The organism is Sodalis sp. RH21, assembly GCF_047324175.1.
Classification (GTDB): Bacteria; Pseudomonadota; Gammaproteobacteria; order Enterobacterales; family Enterobacteriaceae; genus Acerihabitans.
Genome location: NZ_CP178732.1, coordinates 3,848,888 through 3,870,032, shown reverse-complemented (window position 1 = coordinate 3,870,032; position 21,145 = coordinate 3,848,888). Strand labels below are relative to the sequence as shown.

Here is a 21,145-nt window from a genome sequence, read left to right as displayed (position 1 = left end):
TTTTGGTGGCTGATGCGCATCTGCGCTGGCGTAATGGCCGGTTGGCCCTGCATAAGGAGCATCAACAAATGAGTAATGGTCTGGTGATTATGCTGCACGGCGTAGGCAGTAACGGTAATGATTTGGCGCCGCTGGGCGGGGTTTTGCGGCCCGTCCTGCCCGATACGCGGTTTGCCGCGCCGGATGCGCCATTTCCCTTTGAGCATGGGGACGGGCGTCAGTGGTTCAGTATTTCCGGCGTGACGGAAAGCAACCGGCCGGAAAGGGTGCGCCTGGCCCGGGCCGCCTTTGATGCGACGCTCTCCCGCCTGATGGCTGACCACCAGCTGGCCGATCGTCCGGATCGGGTGGTGCTGGTGGGATTTTCCCAAGGTTCGATCATGGCGCTGGATGCCGTGGCGTCGGGGCGCTGGCCGGTGGCGGGGGTGGTGGCGTTTTCGGGCCGCTTGTCTTCGCCCATGCCGCTCACGCCCTGCGTCCATGTGCCGGTGCTACTGATCCACGGAGCGGAAGATCCGGTTATCGACCCGCGGGAAACGGAGCGGGCCGAGACCGCGCTCAAAGCGCTGGGCATGGAGGCGAACGCTTTTATTCTGCCCGGACTTGGGCATACGCTTTCCAGTGACGGCGCGGCGCGGGCGGAGCGATTTATCGCCGCGGTGCTGGCGGCCGGCTCTTAGCATGAGCGGATATCCGTTACCGTGATCCAGCGCTAATTTTGTATTTGTCTTGAAGCGCGGCGCCGGATGTGGCTTATTACTCTTATCAGCCGACTGCAGCGGTTGGCTGGGGTTGGCTGATAACGCGCATCAACGGCGCAGGATAAAATAAGAACCTAACGGCTGGCAGGAGGACGTATGGAATTAGAGCAATGGGAACGCCGATTTATGGAGTACCTGGAGCAGCATTTTCCACAAGATGATAAAGCGCACGATCTCGCCCATTTTAGCCGCGTCTGGAATACCGCCCAAAAAATTATGCAACTGTCGCAGGCCAATGAATTAACCGTACTGACGGCCTGTTATTTCCATGATGTGGTCAACCTGCCCAAAAACCATCCAGAACGCCATCTCGCATCCACCCTGGCGGCAAAAGAGACGCTCAGAATTCTAGCCACCCGGTTTCCTGAATACCCGGTAGCCGCCTATCCCGCCGTAGCCCACGCTATTGCGGCCCATAGCTTTAGCGCCGGGATTACGCCTGAAACCCTTGAGGCGAAAATCGTCCAGGATGCCGACCGGCTGGAATCGCTGGGCGCCATCGGACTGGCCAGAGTATTCCATGTTTCCGGCCAACTGGGCCGCGGATTATTTCATGCGGAAGACCCGCTGGCGCTGCACCGGCCGCTGGATGATGTCCACTATACGTTCGATCATTTTCAGACCAAATTATTGACCCTGGCCGATACCATGCAAACGGAGATGGGACGCCGGATGGCCGCCTATAATATTGACTACCTGGTCACCTTTATGAGCAAGCTCTGCGCCGAACTGAAAGGGGAGTACTACCAATTGGATACCGAAACGCTGGAACGTTTTCGGACAAGCCGTTAAAACCGCGGCTTCGGCTATCAATAGCCACTCGACCGGCCGCGGTGAATCACCGGATTCACCGCGGCAAGGCGCTGGGCGGTTATATCCCCCAAACGGCGTTGATTAAACTACCGGCGGTTATTTTTTCTTGGCCGCCGCTTTACCCTTTGGCACCGCTTTGTCTTTAGCAGAAGCCTTGGCTTTGGTCACGGGTTTGACCTTGATCGCGATGGCGGCCTTTTTCTTGGGCGCGGCGGCGGCTTGGCCCGGCGGGGTTTGTTTTTCGATAATCGCCCTCGCGCCGCCGACTTCCGCGCCGGTTATCGGATCGGTGCCAATATCGGATCGGGTCCTGGCCGCCATGGCCTGGGCGGTGGCCTGCTGCTTTGATGGCAGCGCGACGCTGGCGCCGCCGTCGCCGCCATCCACGCCAGGCTGCGGATCGGCTACATAGGTGAAGTTTTTATCAGAATTCCAGGGGCCGCGCACTTCGCCGCCCGAGGACGTGTTGTAATAAACATTGGCGAATTCTGGCACCGGCGGCTTTTTTCCTGGCGGGAAATTGTTGTGGATGGCATATAGCGCCTTTTCAAAAGACTGCTGGTGCGATACTTCCCTGGTCATCAAAAAACCAAGCGCATCTTTAATACCTGGATCATCGGTAATATTGATTAAGCGTTCATAAATTATTTTCGCCCGCGCTTCGGCGGCGATATTGGAACGTAAATCAGCGGTGGGTTCGCCAATGGTATCAATATAAGCTGCGGTCCACGGGGCGCCGGCTGAATTAACCAGCGCCGGACCACCGCCGTATAATAATGAAGTGATGTGGCTATCATTGCCGCCGCCGGTCAGGGATCTGTATAGCGTGGCCTCTTTATCAATCCCTTCGGCCAAATCGCCTTTAGCACCTTTATTCAATAAAGCAATAATAGTGCCGATAATTTCTAAATGACTGAGTTCTTCGGTGGCGATGTCCAATAACAGATCCTTACGGCCCGGGTCGTCTTCGCCGATACCCTGGGTGAAATAACGGCATGCCGCGGCAAGTTCGCCCTGGGGGCCGCCGAATTGCTCCAAAAGAAGATTAGCCAACCCAGGATTGGGCGCGGCCACTCGCACGGTATATTGTAATTTTTTTATATGTTTAAACATGGATTTTCCTCAATATAACTTCAATGAAAAGCAGCAGCGTATTACCGGTAAAACTAATAAAAAGATTAGTAGGCTTAAAGTAAATAAGCAAAGGAAGCACGTGAGAAAATCAGGGTTATTAAGTAAGCCGCTGTTTATTCATATTTAATTTGAGGGATGATGTGATTGATGTTTTTTAACCGCGTAATGCGCAGGCTATATAATGAAGGGGCCGAACCGGGCAGGCGGCAATGCCGAAACTGCCCCGGGGGGCATTTGCTACAGCAACATCGGCAAATTATATTTTGCGAGGCTGGCAACCGGAACCAGTAGGACGCTGTCAATCCACCGCTCGCCATTCCAAATGTCAGTGGATTTTAACGGTGCGCGCAGCGTTAACGAGGCGGGCAGTTCCGCCAGGAAATCAATGTAAATCTTGCTGCCGTCGCTGATACGATAACCCACCTGGCCGCGGAAATCGGCTACGATTTCCCAGCGTTTCCCATCGCGCGACCGGATCAGCGCCATGTCGTCGTCCGGTAATACCGGCTTATCCTGGTAGCTAAAGTCGGGTAGCTGCGCGCCGATACACAGAAATTCCATGGTGGCGCAGAGGTATTCGCGGGTAATAGGGTGCGTGCAGTAGGCTACCAGCCAGCCGGAATGCACCGCCACGCCGTGCTCGTCCAGGGTCGCATTGGCGAAATGGGTTGAGTATTTGCTGGCTTTTCGGACATTTTTTGATGTCATCGTCATACTATGCCGAAGGTTGTTGGCCTGCCGCATCACCGGATAAACATGAACAGGAGTTAAGTATCCGGCTAATTAACATCCTTGTCATTAAAAAAACACGGGTAAACCGCGCTTATATAAAAAGAGTATAACTTCCTCAGACTGGCCAGAGAGTTAGCCTGGGCCGCAATGTCGGGGCCGGGCATTTATGGGCGCGGCGGATTGAGCGGCTCCGCATGACTTGGGCTGCAATTCGCTGTGCGGCTTATGCTTGGACATATCGCCTGGCCGATCGGACATCCGTGTTTAGCCCGGCAGGGGCTGGCGGCTTAACCCGGTTAATGACATAGTAGTGACATGCACCGGCGGCATAGCCGCTAATGACAAAGGAGATCTGTATGGCTTTCGAAACCGGCGACCTCGTTCAGCCCATCAAAGGCGGACCGGTGATGAGCGTAGTAAAAGTTGAAGATGGCTTGGTGTATTGCGGCATGATGGATTCCGGCATCGAGAATGCGAAGCCGTTTAAACCGGAGGAGCTTTCCTTATATAAGGAAGACGGCGATTTCGGGGTATGTTGACCGCGTAGCCCGGGCCTCAGGGATGAGCCCTCTTGATCTTGCTGCTACCGCTTGCAAAAACACCTTGATTCGCATATTTTGTAAGCGGATCGGTTTTGGCCTGGCCCGGCAAAATGTCTCATGTATTCTCCGTTAAAAAGTATCTTTGTGAAAAAAAGCCGTCATGCCCATCGCGAAAGAATTTATCGGGAAACGCTAAACGATGCTCAATTCGCGATTGCGGTATTAGCCGTCGCCGCGGGTACGCTTATCAGCTTTATGATTTTAGTGACGCTCTGGATTATCTGATTGCGGATGGGTGAAAGGAGGGAGTAGACATGGAAAACAGCGGATTGGATGATACGAAATTACTCGCCATAATCGGTTTGCTGGTATCGGTCTTGATCGCTGTGTCGGTGCTGTTTGGCCTGGCCTATTTTTATGACGTAAAACATAACGGCGAAGTGGATACCGGTTCCTGTTATAACCGGTCGGCGCAGCCGCCTCTTTAAGCCGACGGCATAGTACTCCGGCCGCCGGGATCGGGGCCGGAGTAAGCCCGTTTCTTCAGGCGGGCATTGCTTTCTCGTCGGGCAATATATCTTCCAGTAATCCCTTCAGGCGTATTTGCTGGCTGCGCATCTCCAGCGCCAGGGGTTCACACAGCGAACGATTGCCATTGACATCCTGCATGCCCAACAAGCCGAACGGCAAGTGCTTTTCACCGCTCCAACTGCGGTAGTCCGCTACGGGATAGAGGCAAATACCTTCTACGGCGACGTCGTCTTTCATGGCCTGGATGGTTTGCTCGAAAATATAGCGCATCCAGGGCACGCGCAGATCGTTTTCCGCACCGGTTTCGGCAATCAGCACCGGGCGCCGGTAACGCTGGTAAACTTCCTTGAGAATGGCAGCAAAGGGGCGATAGTGCGTATCGTCGCAGGCAATAATCCCCCCCTGGTGAAACCATTGGTTGCCGGGCCGGTAATTGACGCCGATGATATCAAGATATCCCGGGGCGCCCCCCAGCTCGGGGTTGAGCTTGCCGCTGAGCATATCCCAGACTTCAAATTGCGCCAGCCGCAGTTCTTCGGCGGCGGATTCCATTTCCGGCAGGCCTTCCTGCGCATTGATATGCACCACGGGTTCCGGTTGCAGGAAACGCGCGGAGCTATCCACCGCGCGAATGGCGTCGATAGCGGCCAGCGTGGCGCGCACCATTTGTTGCTTGAGCGCCTTGCCTTTTTTGGACGCCATCGGCTGGATATGGGCCATGTCTCCTCCGGCCCAGGCCAGGAAAGAGATGGCGTTGACGGGGGTATAATACGGCGCGGCGATGCCTTCGTCGCGCACCCGGGCGGCGACCGCGCCGGCGAACCGGGCAAACTGCGCCACGAATTCCGGCTGCCAGACATCGATATGATCCGGCCAGCCGTAGTGGCACAGATCCCAAATGACCTGGATATTATTGACCTGCGCGGCATGCAGCATGGGCAAGAAACTCGACCAGTCATACTGGCCGGGCGTGGATTCGATGAGATGCCAACGCAGCCCGTCGCGCGCGGTGGTCAATTTCTGCGCCGCCAGTTGCGCATAATCCTTTGATGCCAGCATTTCATGCCCGCTGGCGTTAATCAGGTCAATACGGCGGCCGTCGCCCCGCACCTCCGTCGAACAGTCGAAGCCCCCCTGGAAAAAACTTTGAAACAGCGACGGCCGGTATATGGGTGATATCCCATGGATGATTTGATCTTGCATCGGGCTTCCCCCTTGGCTGGCAGACTTTGCCTGTCCTGGCTGGACGACTTATTATTAACCGTAGACAACAGATAACGGCCAATCGATACTGCGGATCGCAGACTTTGCGATCCAGGCTGCAAATTTAATAGACCAGAGAAGCGTAAAAAACGATGCGAGTCAAATTTTGTCCGCTTCGGCGCGCTGTGCAAAACGCCGGCGCGGGCGCAGCCGGAGGGCGGCATGTCTGAACGAATCACAGTAGTGGCCGGGGATATCACCACGTTAAAAGTCGACGCCATCGTGAATGCCGCCAACAGCGCGCTGGCCGGGGGTGGCGGCGTCGACGGGGCGATTCATCGCGCGGCGGGCCCCGCCCTTGCCTCGGCCTGCGCAAGCATTCGCCGGCGGCAGGGCGGATGCCCGGTGGGCCAGGCGGTCAAAACCACCGCGGGGAACCTGCCGGCGCGCGCGGTTATCCATACCGTTGGCCCGATATGGCGGGATGGCGGGCAGCATGAGCCGGCGTTGCTGCGCCAGGCCTATTTGAGCTGCCTTGCCATTGCCCGGCAGGAGCGGATGAAAACCATTGCGTTTCCCAACATCAGTACCGGCGTCTATGGTTTTCCCAAGGCGCAGGCGGCGCGGATTGCCATTGATGCGGTTAGCGGTTTCCTGAAAGATAATCCCTGGCCCGAAAACGTCATATTCGCGTGTTTTGATCGGGAAAACGCACAATTATACCGCTCGCAGCTATGATGAAGTGTTTTCCTTTATAATTCCGGGAGTACCATGGCCCCAATTTTTCTTATGAGCAGCATTCATGCAACGACTTAACGGGCGTATCGGACACGCTATTTCCCGGCTCACGCATATCCATCCCGATCAATCCGGCATCTATCCTTTATCCGACGGGCTGGATGCTTTTGCCGCGCGCATGAAGCTGGCGGATTTGGCCGAGCAGACGCTGGATTTGCAATATTATATCTGGAACAAAGACATGTCCGGCATGCTGATGTACAGCGTGGTGCAGCGCGCGGCCGATCGCGGCGTTCGGGTGCGGCTGCTGCTTGACGATAATAACACCCGCGGCCTGGATAAAATCCTGCTGGCCCTCGATCAGCATCCGAATATCGAGGTCAGATTATTTAATGCCTTCCAGACCCGCGCCGTCAGGGCGTTTTCTTATCTGACGGATTTTGCGCGCCTCAATCGGCGCATGCATAACAAAAGTTTTACCATTGATAACCAGGCCACCATTATCGGCGGGCGCAATGTGGGCGATGAATACTTCAGCGCCGGCGGCGAGCAGCTGTTTTCGGATCTGGACGTCCTGGCCATTGGTCCGGTGGTGGAACAGGTCGGTCGCGATTTCCAGCGTTATTGGGATTGCCCGTCGGTCAGCCTGTTAGCGCAGGTGGTGCCGCCGCCGCGCCGGAAAAACAAAAACACCATCAGCAGCAAGATGGGGCAGGTCAGCGTTGATCCCCACGCCGAACGCTACGTCAAACGGCTGGAGCAGGCGGATTTCTTCGTCCGGCTGCAGGACGGCAACCTGCCGTTTATCTGGGCCAAGACGCGGCTGCTCAGCGACGACCCGGCCAAGGCGCTGGGACAGGTCGCCGACAAGGCCCTGCTGACCAGCCGCCTGAAAAGCGTCATCAATGAACCCGAGCAGCGCCTGGACATTATCTCGCCTTATTTTGTTCCTACCCGGGCGGGCGTGGAACAACTGATCATGCTGGCTGAAAAAGGCGTGCGCGTCGCGGTACTGACCAACTCCCTGAAAGCCAATGATGTCGCCATTGTTCATGCTGGTTATGCCAAATGGCGCCGCACGCTGCTGCAACACGGCATTAAACTGTATGAACTCAAGCGCGATAGCGTCACCGACCGCCAGCCGCGGGATCGGGGCCTGACGGGGAAATCCGGATCGAGTCTCCATGCCAAGACTTTCAGCGTCGATAGCCGTGAAGTGTTTGTCGGTTCGTTTAATTTTGACCCCCGCTCGGCGATGCTTAATACTGAAATGGGTTTTGTCATAGGCAGCGAAGAGTTGGCCGAAACCATTCATGGGCTGTTTATCGGCACCTTGAACCAAAATGCCTATGAAGTGGGGCTCGATGAGCACGGCAAAATGTATTGGCGGGAACACGACGGGGATCGGGTGGTGATTCATTGGCAAGAGCCGCAAACCCATATTCTGGAGCGCTGGTTTATCCGTGCGCTTTATCATTTGCCCGTTGATTGGTTATTATAAAATGCGGCGGATTTCATTGCGCCGGGGCGCGGTATTGAAATGAGATTTTTCCTATAAAATCAACCAATTTAAATAATAGTTCGCCGGCGGTCACGCGCCGGTAACGGCGGCACGCCGATTTTCCTCCGGCTACTGTCATCCAGGGGTCATAAAACGCCTCATTTCTAATAACTTCGGGTTTAGCGTTAAAAATGATTAACCCCCCGCTGACGGCTCAGGTAAAATCAGCGGGCGGTACCGATTGTTGGAATTTGCTGTTTTAGACTATCTTTTACCGGTAGATGAGCTTGTTTTTTAGCCTATTGATTAAACACTGAGCCGGTAAGGTTAAGGTGAGGAACGATCGCTGTACCATGCTGTCCGAGAAGTGATTTATCAATTAAAATTGCTTTAAATGATTAAGAGCACACGCAGAGGGGGGGATGTGCCAAATAATAAATTTTTCGTCAGGTTACCTAAAGCGAGTCTCCGTTTGCTGGGAGCAACGGTGTTGTTGTCGTTATACGCTTTGCCCTCATGGGCATTTTCTATAGACGATGTGGCTAAACAAGCGCAGGAACTGGCTGGTAAAGGTTATGAGGCACCCAAAAGCAATTTGCCTTCGCAATTCCGTGAAATGAAATTTGCTGATTACCAGCAGATTCAGTTCAATCATGAAAAGTCCTACTGGCACGATCAGCCGACCCCTTTCAAGCTGGAGTTTTATCATCAGGGGATGTATTTCGACACGCCGGTTAAAATCAACGAAGTAACGTCGAACGCCGTTACCGAGATTAAATATTCTTCGGATTTGTTCACCTTTGGTTCGGTGAATCACGATCCCGAACTGGTTAAAAATCTGGGTTTCGCCGGGTTTAAAATCCTCTATCCCATCAATAAAGCGGATAAAAGCGATGAAATAACCAGCATGCTGGGGGCCAGCTATTTTCGCGTGATCGGCAAAGGGCAGGTTTATGGCCTTTCCGCGCGTGGGCTGGCTATTGATACCGCGTTGCCGTCCGGCGAGGAATTCCCGCGTTTTCGCGAATTCTGGATTGAACGGCCGCAGGCCAATGATAAGCATCTGGTGCTTTATGCGCTGCTCGATTCGCCGCGCGCCACCGGCGCGTATCGGTTTGTCATTTATCCGGGACGCGACACCAGCGTCGATGTGCAGGCCAAGGTATTCCTGCGTGATAAAGTGGGCAAACTGGGACTGGCGCCGTTGACCAGCATGTTTTTATTTGGCCCGAACCAGCCTTCCCCGACGATGAACTACCGTCCGGCGCTGCATGATTCCAACGGCCTGTCCATCCATGCCGGTAATGGCGAATGGATTTGGCGTCCGCTGAATAATCCGCGCCATTTATCCGTCAGCACCTTCCAGGTGGAAAATCCGCGTGGTTTTGGCCTGTTGCAGCGCGGCCGATCTTTCTCGCAATATGAAGATCTGGACGATCGTTACGATCTGCGCCCGAGCGGATGGATAGAACCGCACGGCGATTGGGGCAAAGGACACGTCGAACTGGTGGAAATCCCGACTGCGGATGAAACCAACGATAATATCGTGGCGTTCTGGACGCCGGAAAAGCAGCCTGAAGCGGGTAAACCGTTTGATATCGCTTACCGGATGCATTTTTCCCGCGATGAAGATAAAATTCATACCCCGGAATTCGCCTATGTTCAGCAAACCCTACGTTCAGCAGGGGATGTCAAACAGTCTAATTTGATTCGTCAGCCGGACGGCACCACCGCATTTCAGGTGGACTTCGTCGGGCAGGTATTAAAGGATCTCCCCGATAATACTCCCGTGATGTCGCAGATAAGCGTTGGCGATAATGCCGAGGTGGTCGAAAACAATGTCCGCTATAATTCAGTGACGCATGGCTGGCGTCTGACACTGCGTCTGCGCGTGAAAGATGAAAAACAACCCACCGAGATGCGCGCCGCATTGGTAAACGGCGATAAGACATTGACTGAAACCTGGAGCTATTTGCTACCTGCCAATGAATAAATCAACTGAATCCAGCCTCGATTATATCGAGGCTTTGCCCCTTTCTGCCGAGCAAAAAGGCATTTTGCGCGCAAAGGTGCCGTCGGATGGCAGTCAATCCCTCGCATCGCTGCACGCCGATATCGGGGGCATGGCCCCCGATATTACCCTAAATGAACCCGCCGATGATGCCGCGCTGGATTCCGTGAAATCCCGATTGACCATGGCCTGGCCGGAAACCGCCACCCATAAAGACGTGCTGGTGGAAGATAGCCAGGGCCGCACCGCCATCAAGGCCATGCCCACCATTACCCGCACCCCGATGTTCCCCGAACCCTGGTTAACCAACCCGATAGTACGATACTGGGATGCGATGCGCGGCCATACCCGGGCGCCGCGGCATAAACAGGAAGCGGCGCGGGAAGAGGGCAACTGGCGCAGGGTCGGCACCATGCGCCGCTATATCCTGCTGGCGCTGACGTTATTCCAGACCGCCATTGCCACCTGGTATATGAAAACCATCCTGCCGTATCAGGGCTGGGCGCTTATCGACCCGATGGACATGATGCATCAGAACTGGTCGCAATCCCTATTGCAGTTATTGCCTTATATTTTGCAAAGCGGCATTTTGATCCTGTTCGCCATTTTGTTCTGTTGGGTTTCCGCCGGTTTCTGGACCGCCCTGATGGGGTTTCTCCAGTTGCTGATCGGCCACGACAAATACAGCATTTCCGCCAGCACCACCGGCAACGAGCCGCTCAATATCGAACATCGCACCGCGCTTATCATGCCCATCTGCAATGAGGATGTGGAGCGGGTATTCGCCGGCTTGCGCGCCACCTATGAATCGGTGGAAGCGACCGGTCAAATCGAACACTTCGACGTATATATCCTGAGCGACAGCTACAACGCCGATATCTGCATCGCCGAACAAAAAGCCTGGATGGAGCTCTGCCAGGAAACCGGCGGTTTTGGCCGGATCTTTTATCGCCGCCGCCGCCGCCGGGTGAAACGCAAAAGCGGTAATATCGATGATTTTTGCCGCCGGTGGGGCAAGCAATACAGCTATATGGTGATCCTGGATGCCGATAGCGTGATGAGCGGCGACTGCCTGACCAATCTGGTGCGGCTGATGGAAGCCAATCCCAACGCCGGCATCATCCAAAGCGCGCCGAAAGCGTCCGGGATGGATACGCTATATGCGCGCTGCCAGCAGTTTGCCACCCGGGTCTACGGGCCGCTGTTTACCGCCGGGCTGCACTACTGGCAACTGGGGGAATCCCATTATTGGGGGCATAATGCGATTATTCGCGTTGAACCCTTTATCAAGCATTGCGCGCTGGCGCCCCTGCCGGGGGAGGGCTCGTTTGCCGGGTCGATCCTGTCCCATGACTTCGTGGAAGCCGCACTGATGCGGCGTGCGGGCTGGGGCGTCTGGATTGCCTATGATTTACCGGGCAGTTATGAAGAATTGCCGCCCAACCTGCTTGATGAGTTAAAGCGCGATCGCCGCTGGTGCCAGGGCAACCTGATGAATTTCCGGCTGTTTCTGGTCAAGGGGATGCATCCGGTCCATCGCGCGGTATTCCTGACCGGCGTGATGTCCTATTTGTCCGCACCGCTGTGGTTTATGTTTTTGGCCCTGTCCACCGCCCTGCAGGTGGTGCACACCGTAATGGAACCGCAATACTTCCTTCAGCCGCGGCAACTGTTTCCGGTATGGCCGCAGTGGCGTCCGGAACTGGCGATAGCGTTGTTCTCCACCACCATGGTTTTGCTATTTCTGCCCAAGCTGCTCAGCGTGATTTTGATTATCGCCAAGGGCGCGAAGGAGTACGGCGGGGCCATAATATTGTTCTGCTCCATGCTGCTGGAAATGCTGTTTTCGGTGCTGCTGGCGCCGGTGCGCATGCTGTTCCACACGGTATTCGTGGTCAGCGCGTTTCTGGGCTGGTCGGTACAATGGAATTCACCGCAGCGCGACGATGACGCCACGCCCTGGAGCGAATCTTTTGTGCGCCATGGCCCGCAAATGCTGCTGGGGCTGGTATGGGCCGGCGGCATGGCCTGGCTGGATTTGCGGTTTTTATGGTGGCTGTCGCCTATCGTATTTTCGCTGATCCTGTCGCCCATCGTATCGGTCTATTCCAGCCGGGCCAATCTCGGCCTGGCCTGCCAGCGCGTCAGCTTGTTCCTGATCCCGGAAGAGTACTCGCCGCCCAAGGAACTGGTGGATACTGAACGATATCTGCGGCGTAATCAGGCCCGGGCGCTGGCGGACGGTTTCCGCCACGCCGCGATCGACCCGGCGTACAACGCGCTGGCGGTAGGCATGGCCACCGCCCGCCACGGCGTCAGCCAAGCCATAGAGCGAGTGCGCGACGAGCTTGTCCAGCAGGCGCTGCAAAGCGGCCCGGCCGCGATGAATGGCCCTCAGCGCCTGGCTATTATTAGCGATCCGGTTATCCTGTCGCGCCTGCATTTACGCTTGTGGTCGCAACCTTTAACCTGGCCGGCCTGGAATAGAAAATAGCGTCCCGCCAGTGAATCCATTAACCGCCGCTTTTTGAGGGCGGTTTTTTTTACGTCGATTTTACTTATGAATCATTCCGGTGATAACCTGAGATCAAATATGACAAGAAAAAGTCGCCGTTAGCATTTATTGCCACTCCCTCCAGGGCGGTGGCCGCTAGACTTTTGGCCTTTATGGTTTTAATGGGTAGCCTGATGCACAACGATCTGCTGTTTATTGTTAAAAAATTAGGTGCCTTTGTCGTCTTCGGAGCAGTGGTCTCGGCCTTCACATCATTTTTATTTATCGATATCCATTTTTTCCATGATATCGTCAGAGAGGCTTCGCTGACGGAAATCGCGCAGGAAGCAGTGCTGGTGATCATTATCTCGCTGCATATCTGGCTGATGCGCTATCCGGCGCTACGCGCCAGCAGCATGCTGGTGGCGGGCTTTTTTGCCTGTATGCTGGTGCGCGAGCTGGATTTCGCCTTTGACCAGATACGCCATGGTTCGTGGTTCTGGGTGGCGATGGCGATTACGCTGGGCTGCGTGATATTTGCCGCCGCGGACGCCAGGCGCGCGCTGCGAGGCTTGGTGGGCTTTTTTAAACATCCCAGTTATGGCATGCTGTGCGCCGGCCTGCTCAATGTGCTGATATTTTCCCGTCTGATGGGAATTGGCGGGCTTTGGAGCACCCTGTTGCAGGATGGTTATATCCGGACGGTAAAAAGCGCCGTAGAGGAAGGGAGCGAGCTGTTCGGCTACAGCCTTTGCCTGCTGGCCACGGTGCTCTACGTGGCTGATAAACGTCGCAGCGCGGCAAGGGTGACCGCCGATGCCGGGAGTCGCGCCGCCGAGTAACCCGAGGTAGCGGTGCCCTTTATGCCCAGGATGTGTCTGCTGATGATTGCGATTTTAGCCCTGACCGGATGCGGCAGCATTATCAGCCGCACGTTCCCGGGGCAGGGCCATGGCAATCAGTATTATCCCGGGGTGCAATGGGATTTGCGCGATTCCCCCTGGAAATACATCACCATCATCGATTTGCCCATGTCGATGGTGGTCGATACCATCCTGCTGCCGGTTGATATGCGCCATGGTCCCTACCGGTAACTGGCGTTAGCGTTCTTCCCATTCGTCAGCGGCGGTTTGGCCCTCTTCGGTGTCCAGCGGCGGCTCATACTGATATTCCCCTTCGTCCCATTCATGCAGCGTGTTCTCCTCCAGCCACTCCGCGCGCAGTTCGGTTTCGTCATAGTCGCCGTCAAAGATGGCCTGGGCGGCTTCGCCCGTGCGAAAAGGCAGTGCGTCGGCCGCGTCGTTTTCATCGGCCATAAATTCCGCTTCCCACATGATTTCACCATCTTGCATGACATATTTCTGCAAACTGAATTGATGCACCGCCGGGCTTTCATCGTCGTTACTGCTGTCGCGCGAGGCTTCCAAATACTCTTCTCGCGCGATTTCTATGGCTTCTTCCAGAGTTGCGTACATGCTCATTGTGGCTCTCCTGTCATCGTGAGTGGCTACGATTTTCGCCGTGCCCGTTTCGGGCCCAACAGTAATTGTTGTCGGAGTCTGAAAACTTTCAAGTCCGCCGCGATAATGATTATGTGCACGGCGTCAACGGGGTGAAAAAAAGTGGCCGCCGCCCCGGGGGAAAAGCGCGATGGCGCAGGAAAGTTACGGAGTGTTAATCATTGCAAAGGGGATACGCGCAATAGGTAAAGTTTTTGCAAAAGGACGGCGCCAGGGCTTAACGGCGGGCCGGTAGGCGCTACAGTAAGGTCTGGCACTGACAATTGGAGTAAAAAGATGATCGCTGTAAGCAAAAAACTGGCGTTATTGTCCGTTGCGACCGCCGCCGTATTAAGCCTGCCCGCCCTGGCTGCGCCGGCAACCGCAAGCCCGGCGCCCACGCCCGCCTCGCAACCTGCGCCATCGCTGGAAAGTGCGCCGCCGACGTTTTTCCAGTCCCCCGGCAGGCCGATGATGATGCCGCCGCACGGCCCGGGCTTTTGCCGCGGCGGCGAGCTGTTTTGCGCGTCGGCCCTTACCGATAACCCCGGGGAAACTATTCAAAAGCTAAACAGTATTATCCCGGCGCCAAGCGGCGGCCATTATCAGGTGCGCATATCGGTGGAGCGGGTACCCGACCATCAGGGCGATAAAGGCCATCACCCGGAACCGGACGCTGCCGCGCCATTGCCGCCCCGCTAGGTCCGGCTTATGGCGCGCCGGGTTATTCGTTGGGCAGTCGAATCCTCGATGGGCCATGCTGCAAACTCCACCAGGAATAGATGACGTTAAACAATACCACCAGCGCGGTGATGCAAAATACCGCGCGATAACCATAGCTGGCGGAGACCACCGCGCCAATCAACGGACCGCTGACATTGCCCACGTCGCGAAACGACTGGTTATAGCTAAATATCCTGCCGGCCACTTGATTGGTGCAATTATAAATCAGCAACGTTTGTACCGCCGGCAGCAGCGCCCCGTCGGTGGCGCCCAGCAGGAACCGCAGCACGCCCAACTGCCAGGGGGATTGGACAAACGACATGGGGATCAGCAACAGGATGGATAACCCCAGCATGGCGATTAAAATCCGTTCCGGGCCGATTTTATCGCCCAGGCGGCCCAGGCGCGGTGCGCTGATCAGCGCCGCCACCCCGGGCACGGCGGCAATCAATCCGCTGACAAACGCCAGGTTTTGAATATTACCGGCCAGCTCGCGCACATACAGCGTCAGAATCGGGGCGATGGAGCCGGTGGCCACCTGGATAATCATGGTAGTGACAAACAGGCTCAGCACCAGGCGCGGCTTTTTCAGGGAAGCGAAAACCTGCCGGCCGGAGAGCATGTCTTTTTTCAATACCGGGGTAAATCGTTCATCGACGTAAATCAGGGTGGTGATAAAGCAGATAAACAGCACCAGCGCGGTGATATAAAATACCAGGCGCAGCCCGTAATGATCCGCCAGGAACCCCCCAATCAGCGGGCCGATCAGCGCGCCGCTGACCGCGCCGGTGGACAGGGTGCCCAGCGCCCAGCCGCTTTTGTTGCGCGGCACCTGGGTGGCAATCAAGGCGTTGGCATTGGGCACGAACCCGCCCAATAGCCCCAACAGGGCGCGCAGTACCAAGAACTGCCAGATATTCTGCGCCATGCCCATTAATACCATCACGATGGACATGCCCAGCGCCGATCGCAACAGCATCAGTTTACGCCCGCGGCGATCGGCCAGCCCGCCCCAAAACGGCGAGGCGATAGCCGAAAACAGAAAGGTAATGCTAAATACCGCCCCGGACCAAATATTCAGCTCCCTGGCATCCGTGACGCCGAGCAACTCCACGTACAGCGGCAGAAACGGCATGATCAGGCTAAACGCCGCGCCGGTAAGAAAGCAGCCGAGCCAGGCGATATAAAGATTACGTTTCCAATTGATGGGTTCCGGTACCGACGTCATAACATCCTATAAGAAAGGTAACGGCGGTCAGATACGTTGACAGGGCACGGGGGCGTTCTCGCCGGGATTTTTTGCATAATTAGGTACAAGTATGCGCTTAAACGGGGCAGCGGGCAATTTCAGGGGCATGTTTTGCACCCTGGCGGACGATGCCGCGCATTGGCAACGGCGCTCGGCATCGTCAGGGGGCGGTCAATATAGCGACCGTTCTCCCGGCGGCCGGGTTTTAAAGCGGCGGTGCAGCCACATATATTGGTCCGGCGCCAGCAGGATGGCTTTCTCCAGCACTTTATTCATATAGGTGGCGGTGGCTACGTCGCTATCAAGCGGCACTTCCTGTTGATCCGGCAGGATGATCAGCTCGTAACCCTGGCCGCCGGGCAACCGGCGCGGGACAAACGGGATTACGGCGGGTTTGCCCAGGCGCACCAGCATATGGGTGCCGGCGGTGGTGGCTGCCTGCTCTATGGCGAACAGCGGGGCAAATACGCTGCTTTTCGGACCGTAATCGTGGTCCGGGGCATACCAGATGATTTCGCCGTTTTTCAGGGCGCGGATCATGCCTTTGACGTCCGAACGATTGAGCATTGATTTGTTGGAGCGCATCCGCCCCCAGGTTTGTAGCCAATCGAGCAGCTTATTGTCATTGGGACGATAAACCCCGATGCCGGGATTATAAATGCCAAAAATACGCGCACCCAATTCCAGGGATAAAAAATGCAGCCCGATCAGCAATACGCCCTGGTTATGATTGCGGGCGATCTGGATATTTTCCAGTCCCGAAACCTTGAACCAGCGCTTGACCCGCCAGTCCGGCCAGAACCAGCCCATTCCGGTTTCAATCAGCCCCATGCCCACCGATTCAAAGTTTTTAATGAGCAGCTCTTCTCTTTCTTCACGTGAACGATTTGGAAAGCACAGTTCCAGGTTGCGTCTGGCGATATGTACGCGCCGTTGGAGAAAATGCATGGACAGGCGTCCCAGGAAGGTCCCGAGGCGATATAACAGAGGATATGGCAATAATACGACAAGGTATAACAGTCCTATTCCTATCCACGTCGGCCAATAGCGCGGATGGAGCAGAGAACGGTTAAAAGTTGGAATATTTGTCATGAGTTCTCGTTTTCTAAGGTGTAAATGGCAAAAAATCGTCCTTAATGCGATATTTTCACCAACACTACCTTTATTCTGGCATTTTTTCTGAAAAGGGGAAGCAAAGCGGCGCGCAAAAAAACATAATTTTGTCCATATGCGCGCCTTTTGCCTAGCAGGCGCGGTTCGGCGCGGCTTAGTTTTTTAAAAATAAATCTTTTACATAATGCGGTTCACTGCGCCAATACTGCCGGGGCCCATTAACTTTGGCCCCGAGTTTGACCGCCGCATGCCACGGCCAGCGCGGATCGTAAAGCACCGCGCGGGCCAGCGCAATCATATCCGCTTCGCCGGTGGCCACGATCGCTTCGGCATGCTCGGGTTCGGTAATCAGTCCGACGGCGATGGTATTAAGCCCGGTCTCTTGTTTAATGCGGCGGGCAAACGGCACCTGGTAGCCCGGACCGACCGGGATTTTCTGCAAGGCCGACAACCCGCCGCTGGAGACGTGGATATAATCGCAACCCTGCGCTTTTAACGCTTTGGCCAGGACGGTCGATTGCTCGATATCCCATCCGCCGGCCACCCAATCGGAGCCGGAAATGCGCACTCCGACGGGGATGCCCGGCGACACCGCCGCCCGCACCGCCTGAACGACTTCCAGCGTCAGGCGGATGCGGTTTTCCAGACTACCGCCATAGCTATCCTGGCGCTGGTTAGCCAGCGGGGAAAGAAATTGATGCAGCAGATAGCCGTGGGCCGCATGCAATTCAATCAGATTAAAACCAATCCGCTCGGCGCGCTTGGCCGCGGCGACAAAATCCGCTTTTAATTGGTCAATCTGCTGCAGGGTCATGGCCTGGGGCGGAAAGTCCGTTTCGGCATAAGGCACCGCCGAGGGCGCCAATGTCTGCCAACCGCCCGCATCCGGCGCGATATTACTACCGCCTTCCCAAGGAACCCGGGTCGAGGCTTTACGCCCGGCATGGGCGAGCTGTATGCCCAGCGCGATGGGGGAGTGCTGTTTAATATTGCGCACGACATCGGCTAGGGCCTGCTCCGTTCCTTCGTCCCATAAACCGAGATCCCGCGGCGAAATGCGCCCGGCCGGGTTGACGGCGGTGGCTTCGACGATCAGCAGCGCCGCGCCCGACAGGGCCAGGTGCCCTAAATGGATCTGATGCCAGGAGGTGGCTTTGCCTTCGTCGGCGGAATACTGACACATTGGCGCAATCACGATGCGATTAGGCAATGCTAATTGTCCCAGGGCGAATCGTGAAAATAGCTGGCTCATAATATTGCCTCAAAGTTGAACGTATGACGTACATATGTGTAACGTTAGCAAGTTAACTCTTTTTTAACTCGGCGATAAATGCTTTTTCCGTCTACGGTTCGGGAAAAATCACGGACGGGATTTTGATAAATGTTAATCATTTGCGGTATGATGCCGGCCATTCTGATTAATCACCCACTCCAGGAACGTACACCATGCCAGTGTTACACAACCGGGTTTCCAACCAAGAGCTCAGAGCGCTGATGCTGGCCGAAACCGAGCCGCGCATCACCCTGTCATTTTATAAATATTTCCGTCTGGACGACCCCCAGGCATTTCGCGACGGGCTATATCAGGCCATGACGGCGCTGGGCGTCTTTGGCCGGGTCTATATCGCCGGTGAAGGCATTAACGCGCAGATCAGCGTGCCGCAAAACCGTTTTAGCGCTTTCAAAACCGCGCTGTATGCCGCCCATCCGGCATTGGACGGAGTGCGGCTGAACGTCGCACTGGACGATGACGGCAAATCCTTTTGGGTGCTGCGCATGAAGGTCCGGGCGCGCATAGTGGCCGACGGCATCGACGACCCCACGTTTGATCCATCCAACGTCGGTCACTACTTAAACGCGGAGCAGGTCAACGCCATGGCCGACGATCCCGATACCTTATTCGTCGATATGCGCAATCATTATGAATATGAGGTGGGGCATTTCGATAACGCCATCGAGGTGCCGTCGGATACGTTTCGCGAGCAGCTGCCGATGGCGGTCGAGATGCTGGCGGCGGATAAAACCAAAAATATCGTCATGTACTGCACCGGCGGGATACGCTGTGAAAAAGCCAGCGCCTATATGCAGCACCATGGTTTTACCAACGTCCATCACGTAGAGGGCGGAATTATCGAATACGCCAGGCGCGCCAGGGAGCAGGGCTTGCCGCTAAAATTCACCGGCAAAAACTTTGTGTTCGACGAGCGGCTCGGCGAGCGCATAACACCCGATATCATTGCCCATTGCCATCAGTGCGGCGCCCCTTGCGACACCCATGTCAACTGCGCCAACCAGGGCTGTCATTTGCTGTTTATCCAGTGCCCGGCCTGCGCCGATCGCTATCAGCACTGTTGCAGCGCGACCTGCCGGGATGAATTAGCCTTGCCGCCGGAAGAGCAGCGGGCGCTGCGGGCGGGCCGTGAAAACGGCATGAAGATTTTTAACAAATCCCGGCAGCGGCTATCGCTAACCCGGCCCGATGAGGCGCCGGGTGAACCTGACGGTCAATAAGCGCGGTTATCAAAGCGCGCCAGCGAAAACGGGGCGAGGTCGAACGCACTGTGTTCCCCGGCGGCGAAGCCCGCCGCGATCTCGCCCAATACGCTGGCGAACTTAAAGCCGTGGCCGCTTAAGCCGCTGACAATCAGCATATCTTTATTGCCTGGCAGGGTATCGATAATGAAATCCTCATCCGGCGACAGATCGTAGGTGCAGGCCTCTCCCGTCAGGCAAACGCCGACCCCGGGCAGGAAATGACGCAGGAAAGTGAAATTTTCGCTGCCGTCGGTGGGATAGCTGCCGAAGGGGGTGCGCTGTTCCGGCGCGTCGATCGGCTGCCCGCCGTCATGTTTGCCCACCTTAAGCTCATTTTTGACCGCCGGGAAACCGTAGTAATGCCCGGCATTGGGGGTCTCGATGGTAAAGGCCGGGAAATGATTATCTTCGCTGAAACGGCCGTCCGCCTGGTGCCAGGAAAAAACTTTCCGCACCGGGGTGATCGGCAGGGACGGCAATAATTTTTTAACCCACGTCCCGGCCGACACCAGCAGTTTATGCCCCTGATAATGGCTGCCTTCCTGGGTGGTGACATCAAATTCCCGCCCCTGGTGATGAATATCGGTCACGCCGCAGTTAAACAACTGGGCGCAGCCGGCCTGTTCCGCCAGGCGGATATAAGTGGCAATCGCCAATTCGGACTTGAGATAGCCCGCCTGCGGCTCAAACACCCCCAGATAGTCATCCGGCAGGCTGAATTCAGGCCAGCGGGCGCTAATCTGGGTGGCATTCAATATTTCGCAGGGTAGCGCAAAGGACTGGATGCTGGCGATGGCGTTTTTGATAAACCCGGACTGGCGCGGCCCGAGATTGAGCACGCCGCTGCGATGGAACAAGGCGCAGTCGCTGCGCGTAGACAGCTCTTCCCACAGGGTTTGCGCCCGCAGCACCATCGGGACATATTTTTCCCCCTCGCCGTACGCGTGGCGAATGAGCCGGGTATCGCCATGATGGCTCCCGGCATGATGCGGAGGAAAAGCGGCATCAATCATTAAGACATTAAGACCGGCTTCGGTAGCGTAGAAACCAGCGGCTGAGCCGACTGAACCACTGCCGATAATAATCAAATCATAAACCATGCGGATTATTCCTGCTGGGTCCCGTGCAAATCGTAGGGGGGTAGAAAATTATCCGGCCAATGAGCGGGCGGATGTCATCTGGCGGAAACATTAAAATAGGATAATAAAAAAAGCACCCGGTGCAAAGCAGCGGGTGCCCGAGGGGTAGCGTCGAGATTAGTGTTTGCGGTGATCAAGATCCTGATATTCCGTTGCTTCAATTTTTGCGATGCCCGCTTCAAGTATGGATATCAGCTGCTTCGCGACATCGGTGGTCAGCCATAAAGTACGATCCACTTCCGCATCTTCGGTAGCCTGGCTGGTGGAGTTGATGTAATGCAGGCGGATCATCATGGCATTGTAAGCGTCTACGGTGCTGATGTCCCAGCCGACCAGTGGATGGGTATGAATAATCTCGTTTTTTCTGTCCATAAATACCCCTTTTCTGACTCGTTTAATAAGAGTGACTTTGAGGCTCATGCGGCTC

At 55.8% G+C, this 21,145-nt stretch carries 21 protein-coding genes and 1 pseudogene; 13 read left to right on the top strand and 9 right to left on the bottom strand.

Annotated features, from left to right (window positions below):
- Positions 1-68: 68 nt before the first annotated feature.
- Entirely contained in the window at positions 69-680 is a 612-nt protein-coding gene (locus tag ACL2XP_RS17770; RefSeq protein ID WP_413734288.1) for an alpha/beta hydrolase, read from the top strand.
- A gap of 177 nt (positions 681-857) precedes the next feature.
- The gene (locus ACL2XP_RS17765; RefSeq protein ID WP_413734286.1) at positions 858-1,553 is read left to right on the top strand and encodes a phosphohydrolase; all 696 of its coding nucleotides are present in this window, start codon (positions 858-860) and stop codon (positions 1,551-1,553) included.
- 273 nt (positions 1,554-1,826) lie between these two features.
- Here ACL2XP_RS17765 and ACL2XP_RS17760 read toward each other — a convergent pair.
- Together ACL2XP_RS17760 and ACL2XP_RS17755 are read right to left on the bottom strand one after the other, a co-directional pair.
- A pseudogene (locus tag ACL2XP_RS17760) lies at positions 1,827-2,687 on the bottom strand (manganese catalase family protein); the annotation flags it as partial.
- A gap of 258 nt (positions 2,688-2,945) precedes the next feature.
- On the bottom strand, positions 2,946-3,416 hold the full coding sequence (locus ACL2XP_RS17755) for a hypothetical protein (protein WP_413734284.1): 471 nt from the start codon (positions 3,414-3,416) through the stop codon (positions 2,946-2,948).
- 380 nt (positions 3,417-3,796) lie between these two features.
- Between ACL2XP_RS17755 and ACL2XP_RS17750 the strand changes: the two genes are divergently transcribed.
- The 3 genes from ACL2XP_RS17750 (at position 3,797) to ACL2XP_RS17740 (ending at position 4,470) form a co-directional block, all read left to right on the top strand.
- Positions 3,797-3,979 (top strand): DUF2158 domain-containing protein, encoded by a 183-nt coding sequence (locus ACL2XP_RS17750; RefSeq protein ID WP_413734282.1) that lies wholly within the window; start codon positions 3,797-3,799, stop codon positions 3,977-3,979.
- A gap of 147 nt (positions 3,980-4,126) precedes the next feature.
- Positions 4,127-4,267, top strand: coding sequence for a hypothetical protein (locus tag ACL2XP_RS17745; RefSeq protein ID WP_413734281.1), 141 nt, complete (start codon positions 4,127-4,129; stop codon positions 4,265-4,267).
- A 29-nt stretch (positions 4,268-4,296) separates the two neighbouring features.
- Positions 4,297-4,470, top strand: coding sequence for a hypothetical protein (locus tag ACL2XP_RS17740; protein ID WP_413734279.1), 174 nt, complete (start codon positions 4,297-4,299; stop codon positions 4,468-4,470).
- A gap of 55 nt (positions 4,471-4,525) precedes the next feature.
- Here ACL2XP_RS17740 and ACL2XP_RS17735 read toward each other — a convergent pair whose 3' ends face one another.
- A complete protein-coding gene (locus ACL2XP_RS17735; RefSeq protein WP_413734277.1) occupies positions 4,526-5,716 on the bottom strand; it encodes a beta-glucosidase in 1,191 nt (396 codons plus the stop codon).
- A gap of 222 nt (positions 5,717-5,938) precedes the next feature.
- On the opposite strand from ACL2XP_RS17735, the gene ACL2XP_RS17730 reads away from it, so the two are divergent.
- The 6 genes from ACL2XP_RS17730 to ACL2XP_RS17705 all read left to right on the top strand — a co-directional run bounded on the left by ACL2XP_RS17730 (position 5,939) and on the right by ACL2XP_RS17705 (position 13,554).
- Positions 5,939-6,454: an O-acetyl-ADP-ribose deacetylase gene (locus tag ACL2XP_RS17730; protein WP_413734275.1), complete on the top strand. Its 516-nt coding sequence runs from the start codon at positions 5,939-5,941 to the stop codon at positions 6,452-6,454.
- Between the two features lie 64 nt (positions 6,455-6,518).
- Positions 6,519-7,955 (top strand): phospholipase D family protein, encoded by a 1,437-nt coding sequence (locus ACL2XP_RS17725; protein WP_413734274.1) that lies wholly within the window; start codon positions 6,519-6,521, stop codon positions 7,953-7,955.
- A gap of 424 nt (positions 7,956-8,379) precedes the next feature.
- Complete coding sequence (locus ACL2XP_RS17720; protein ID WP_413734272.1) at positions 8,380-9,948, top strand: glucan biosynthesis protein G; 1,569 nt, start codon at positions 8,380-8,382, stop codon at positions 9,946-9,948.
- Positions 9,941-12,460, top strand: coding sequence for a glucans biosynthesis glucosyltransferase MdoH (gene mdoH / locus ACL2XP_RS17715; RefSeq protein WP_413734270.1), 2,520 nt, complete (start codon positions 9,941-9,943; stop codon positions 12,458-12,460). The genes ACL2XP_RS17720 and mdoH overlap by 8 nt, the downstream gene beginning before the upstream one ends.
- A 194-nt stretch (positions 12,461-12,654) precedes the next feature.
- Positions 12,655-13,302: a hypothetical protein gene (locus ACL2XP_RS17710; protein ID WP_413734268.1), complete on the top strand. Its 648-nt coding sequence runs from the start codon at positions 12,655-12,657 to the stop codon at positions 13,300-13,302.
- Between the two features lie 21 nt (positions 13,303-13,323).
- Positions 13,324-13,554 carry a YceK/YidQ family lipoprotein gene (locus tag ACL2XP_RS17705; protein ID WP_413734266.1) on the top strand — a complete coding sequence of 77 codons (231 nt, stop codon included), beginning with the start codon at positions 13,324-13,326 and terminating at the stop codon, positions 13,552-13,554.
- A gap of 6 nt (positions 13,555-13,560) precedes the next feature.
- On the opposite strand, the gene ACL2XP_RS17700 is transcribed toward ACL2XP_RS17705, so the two are convergent.
- Positions 13,561-13,941: a MysB family protein gene (locus tag ACL2XP_RS17700; RefSeq protein WP_413734264.1), complete on the bottom strand. Its 381-nt coding sequence runs from the start codon at positions 13,939-13,941 to the stop codon at positions 13,561-13,563.
- Positions 13,942-14,256: 315 nt separating this feature from the next.
- On the opposite strand from ACL2XP_RS17700, the gene ACL2XP_RS17695 reads away from it, so the two are divergent.
- Entirely contained in the window at positions 14,257-14,661 is a 405-nt protein-coding gene (locus ACL2XP_RS17695) for a hypothetical protein (protein WP_413734262.1), read from the top strand.
- A 22-nt stretch (positions 14,662-14,683) separates the two neighbouring features.
- Here ACL2XP_RS17695 and mdtG read toward each other — a convergent pair whose 3' ends face one another.
- From mdtG to ACL2XP_RS17680, 3 genes are all read right to left on the bottom strand, one after another.
- Positions 14,684-15,910 (bottom strand): multidrug efflux MFS transporter MdtG, encoded by a 1,227-nt coding sequence (mdtG, locus tag ACL2XP_RS17690; RefSeq protein WP_413734260.1) that lies wholly within the window; start codon positions 15,908-15,910, stop codon positions 14,684-14,686.
- A 192-nt stretch (positions 15,911-16,102) separates the two neighbouring features.
- The gene (locus ACL2XP_RS17685; protein WP_413734258.1) at positions 16,103-17,023 is read right to left on the bottom strand and encodes a Kdo(2)-lipid IV(A) acyltransferase; all 921 of its coding nucleotides are present in this window, start codon (positions 17,021-17,023) and stop codon (positions 16,103-16,105) included.
- A 175-nt stretch (positions 17,024-17,198) separates the two neighbouring features.
- A complete protein-coding gene (locus tag ACL2XP_RS17680; RefSeq protein WP_413734256.1) occupies positions 17,199-18,296 on the bottom strand; it encodes an NADH:flavin oxidoreductase/NADH oxidase in 1,098 nt (365 codons plus the stop codon).
- A 194-nt stretch (positions 18,297-18,490) separates the two neighbouring features.
- Between ACL2XP_RS17680 and ACL2XP_RS17675 the strand changes: the two genes are divergently transcribed.
- A complete protein-coding gene (locus tag ACL2XP_RS17675; protein WP_413734254.1) occupies positions 18,491-19,555 on the top strand; it encodes a rhodanese-related sulfurtransferase in 1,065 nt (354 codons plus the stop codon).
- Here the strand turns inward: ACL2XP_RS17675 and solA are convergent.
- Both solA and bssS read right to left on the bottom strand, forming a co-directional pair.
- A complete protein-coding gene (solA, locus tag ACL2XP_RS17670; RefSeq protein ID WP_413734253.1) occupies positions 19,549-20,679 on the bottom strand; it encodes an N-methyl-L-tryptophan oxidase in 1,131 nt (376 codons plus the stop codon). The two genes, ACL2XP_RS17675 and solA, sit on opposite strands and share 7 nt — an antisense overlap.
- 156 nt (positions 20,680-20,835) lie before the next feature.
- Positions 20,836-21,090, bottom strand: coding sequence for a biofilm formation regulator BssS (bssS, locus tag ACL2XP_RS17665; protein WP_413734251.1), 255 nt, complete (start codon positions 21,088-21,090; stop codon positions 20,836-20,838).
- Positions 21,091-21,145 lie beyond the last annotated feature (55 nt).

Bases quoted from the DNA above. Each gene is read 5' to 3' on its own strand.
- bssS (WP_413734251.1), bottom strand. From the start codon at position 21,090: ATGGACAGAAAAAACGAGATTATTCATACCCATCCACTGGTCGGCTGG.
- ACL2XP_RS17680 (WP_413734256.1), bottom strand. From the start codon at position 18,296: ATGAGCCAGCTATTTTCACGATTCGCCCTGGGACAATTAGCATTGCCT.
- ACL2XP_RS17710 (WP_413734268.1), top strand. From the start codon at position 12,655: ATGCACAACGATCTGCTGTTTATTGTTAAAAAATTAGGTGCCTTTGTC.
- mdoH (WP_413734270.1), top strand. From the start codon at position 9,941: ATGAATAAATCAACTGAATCCAGCCTCGATTATATCGAGGCTTTGCCC.
- ACL2XP_RS17740 (WP_413734279.1), top strand. From the start codon at position 4,297: ATGGAAAACAGCGGATTGGATGATACGAAATTACTCGCCATAATCGGT.
- ACL2XP_RS17700 (WP_413734264.1), bottom strand. From the start codon at position 13,941: ATGAGCATGTACGCAACTCTGGAAGAAGCCATAGAAATCGCGCGAGAA.
- ACL2XP_RS17695 (WP_413734262.1), top strand. From the start codon at position 14,257: ATGATCGCTGTAAGCAAAAAACTGGCGTTATTGTCCGTTGCGACCGCC.
- ACL2XP_RS17755 (WP_413734284.1), bottom strand. From the start codon at position 3,416: ATGACATCAAAAAATGTCCGAAAAGCCAGCAAATACTCAACCCATTTC.
- ACL2XP_RS17705 (WP_413734266.1), top strand. From the start codon at position 13,324: ATGCCCAGGATGTGTCTGCTGATGATTGCGATTTTAGCCCTGACCGGA.
- ACL2XP_RS17685 (WP_413734258.1), bottom strand. From the start codon at position 17,023: ATGACAAATATTCCAACTTTTAACCGTTCTCTGCTCCATCCGCGCTAT.
- mdtG (WP_413734260.1), bottom strand. From the start codon at position 15,910: ATGACGTCGGTACCGGAACCCATCAATTGGAAACGTAATCTTTATATC.
- ACL2XP_RS17675 (WP_413734254.1), top strand. From the start codon at position 18,491: ATGCCAGTGTTACACAACCGGGTTTCCAACCAAGAGCTCAGAGCGCTG.
- ACL2XP_RS17730 (WP_413734275.1), top strand. From the start codon at position 5,939: ATGTCTGAACGAATCACAGTAGTGGCCGGGGATATCACCACGTTAAAA.
- ACL2XP_RS17770 (WP_413734288.1), top strand. From the start codon at position 69: ATGAGTAATGGTCTGGTGATTATGCTGCACGGCGTAGGCAGTAACGGT.
- ACL2XP_RS17735 (WP_413734277.1), bottom strand. From the start codon at position 5,716: ATGCAAGATCAAATCATCCATGGGATATCACCCATATACCGGCCGTCG.
- ACL2XP_RS17750 (WP_413734282.1), top strand. From the start codon at position 3,797: ATGGCTTTCGAAACCGGCGACCTCGTTCAGCCCATCAAAGGCGGACCG.
- ACL2XP_RS17725 (WP_413734274.1), top strand. From the start codon at position 6,519: ATGCAACGACTTAACGGGCGTATCGGACACGCTATTTCCCGGCTCACG.
- solA (WP_413734253.1), bottom strand. From the start codon at position 20,679: ATGGTTTATGATTTGATTATTATCGGCAGTGGTTCAGTCGGCTCAGCC.
- ACL2XP_RS17765 (WP_413734286.1), top strand. From the start codon at position 858: ATGGAATTAGAGCAATGGGAACGCCGATTTATGGAGTACCTGGAGCAG.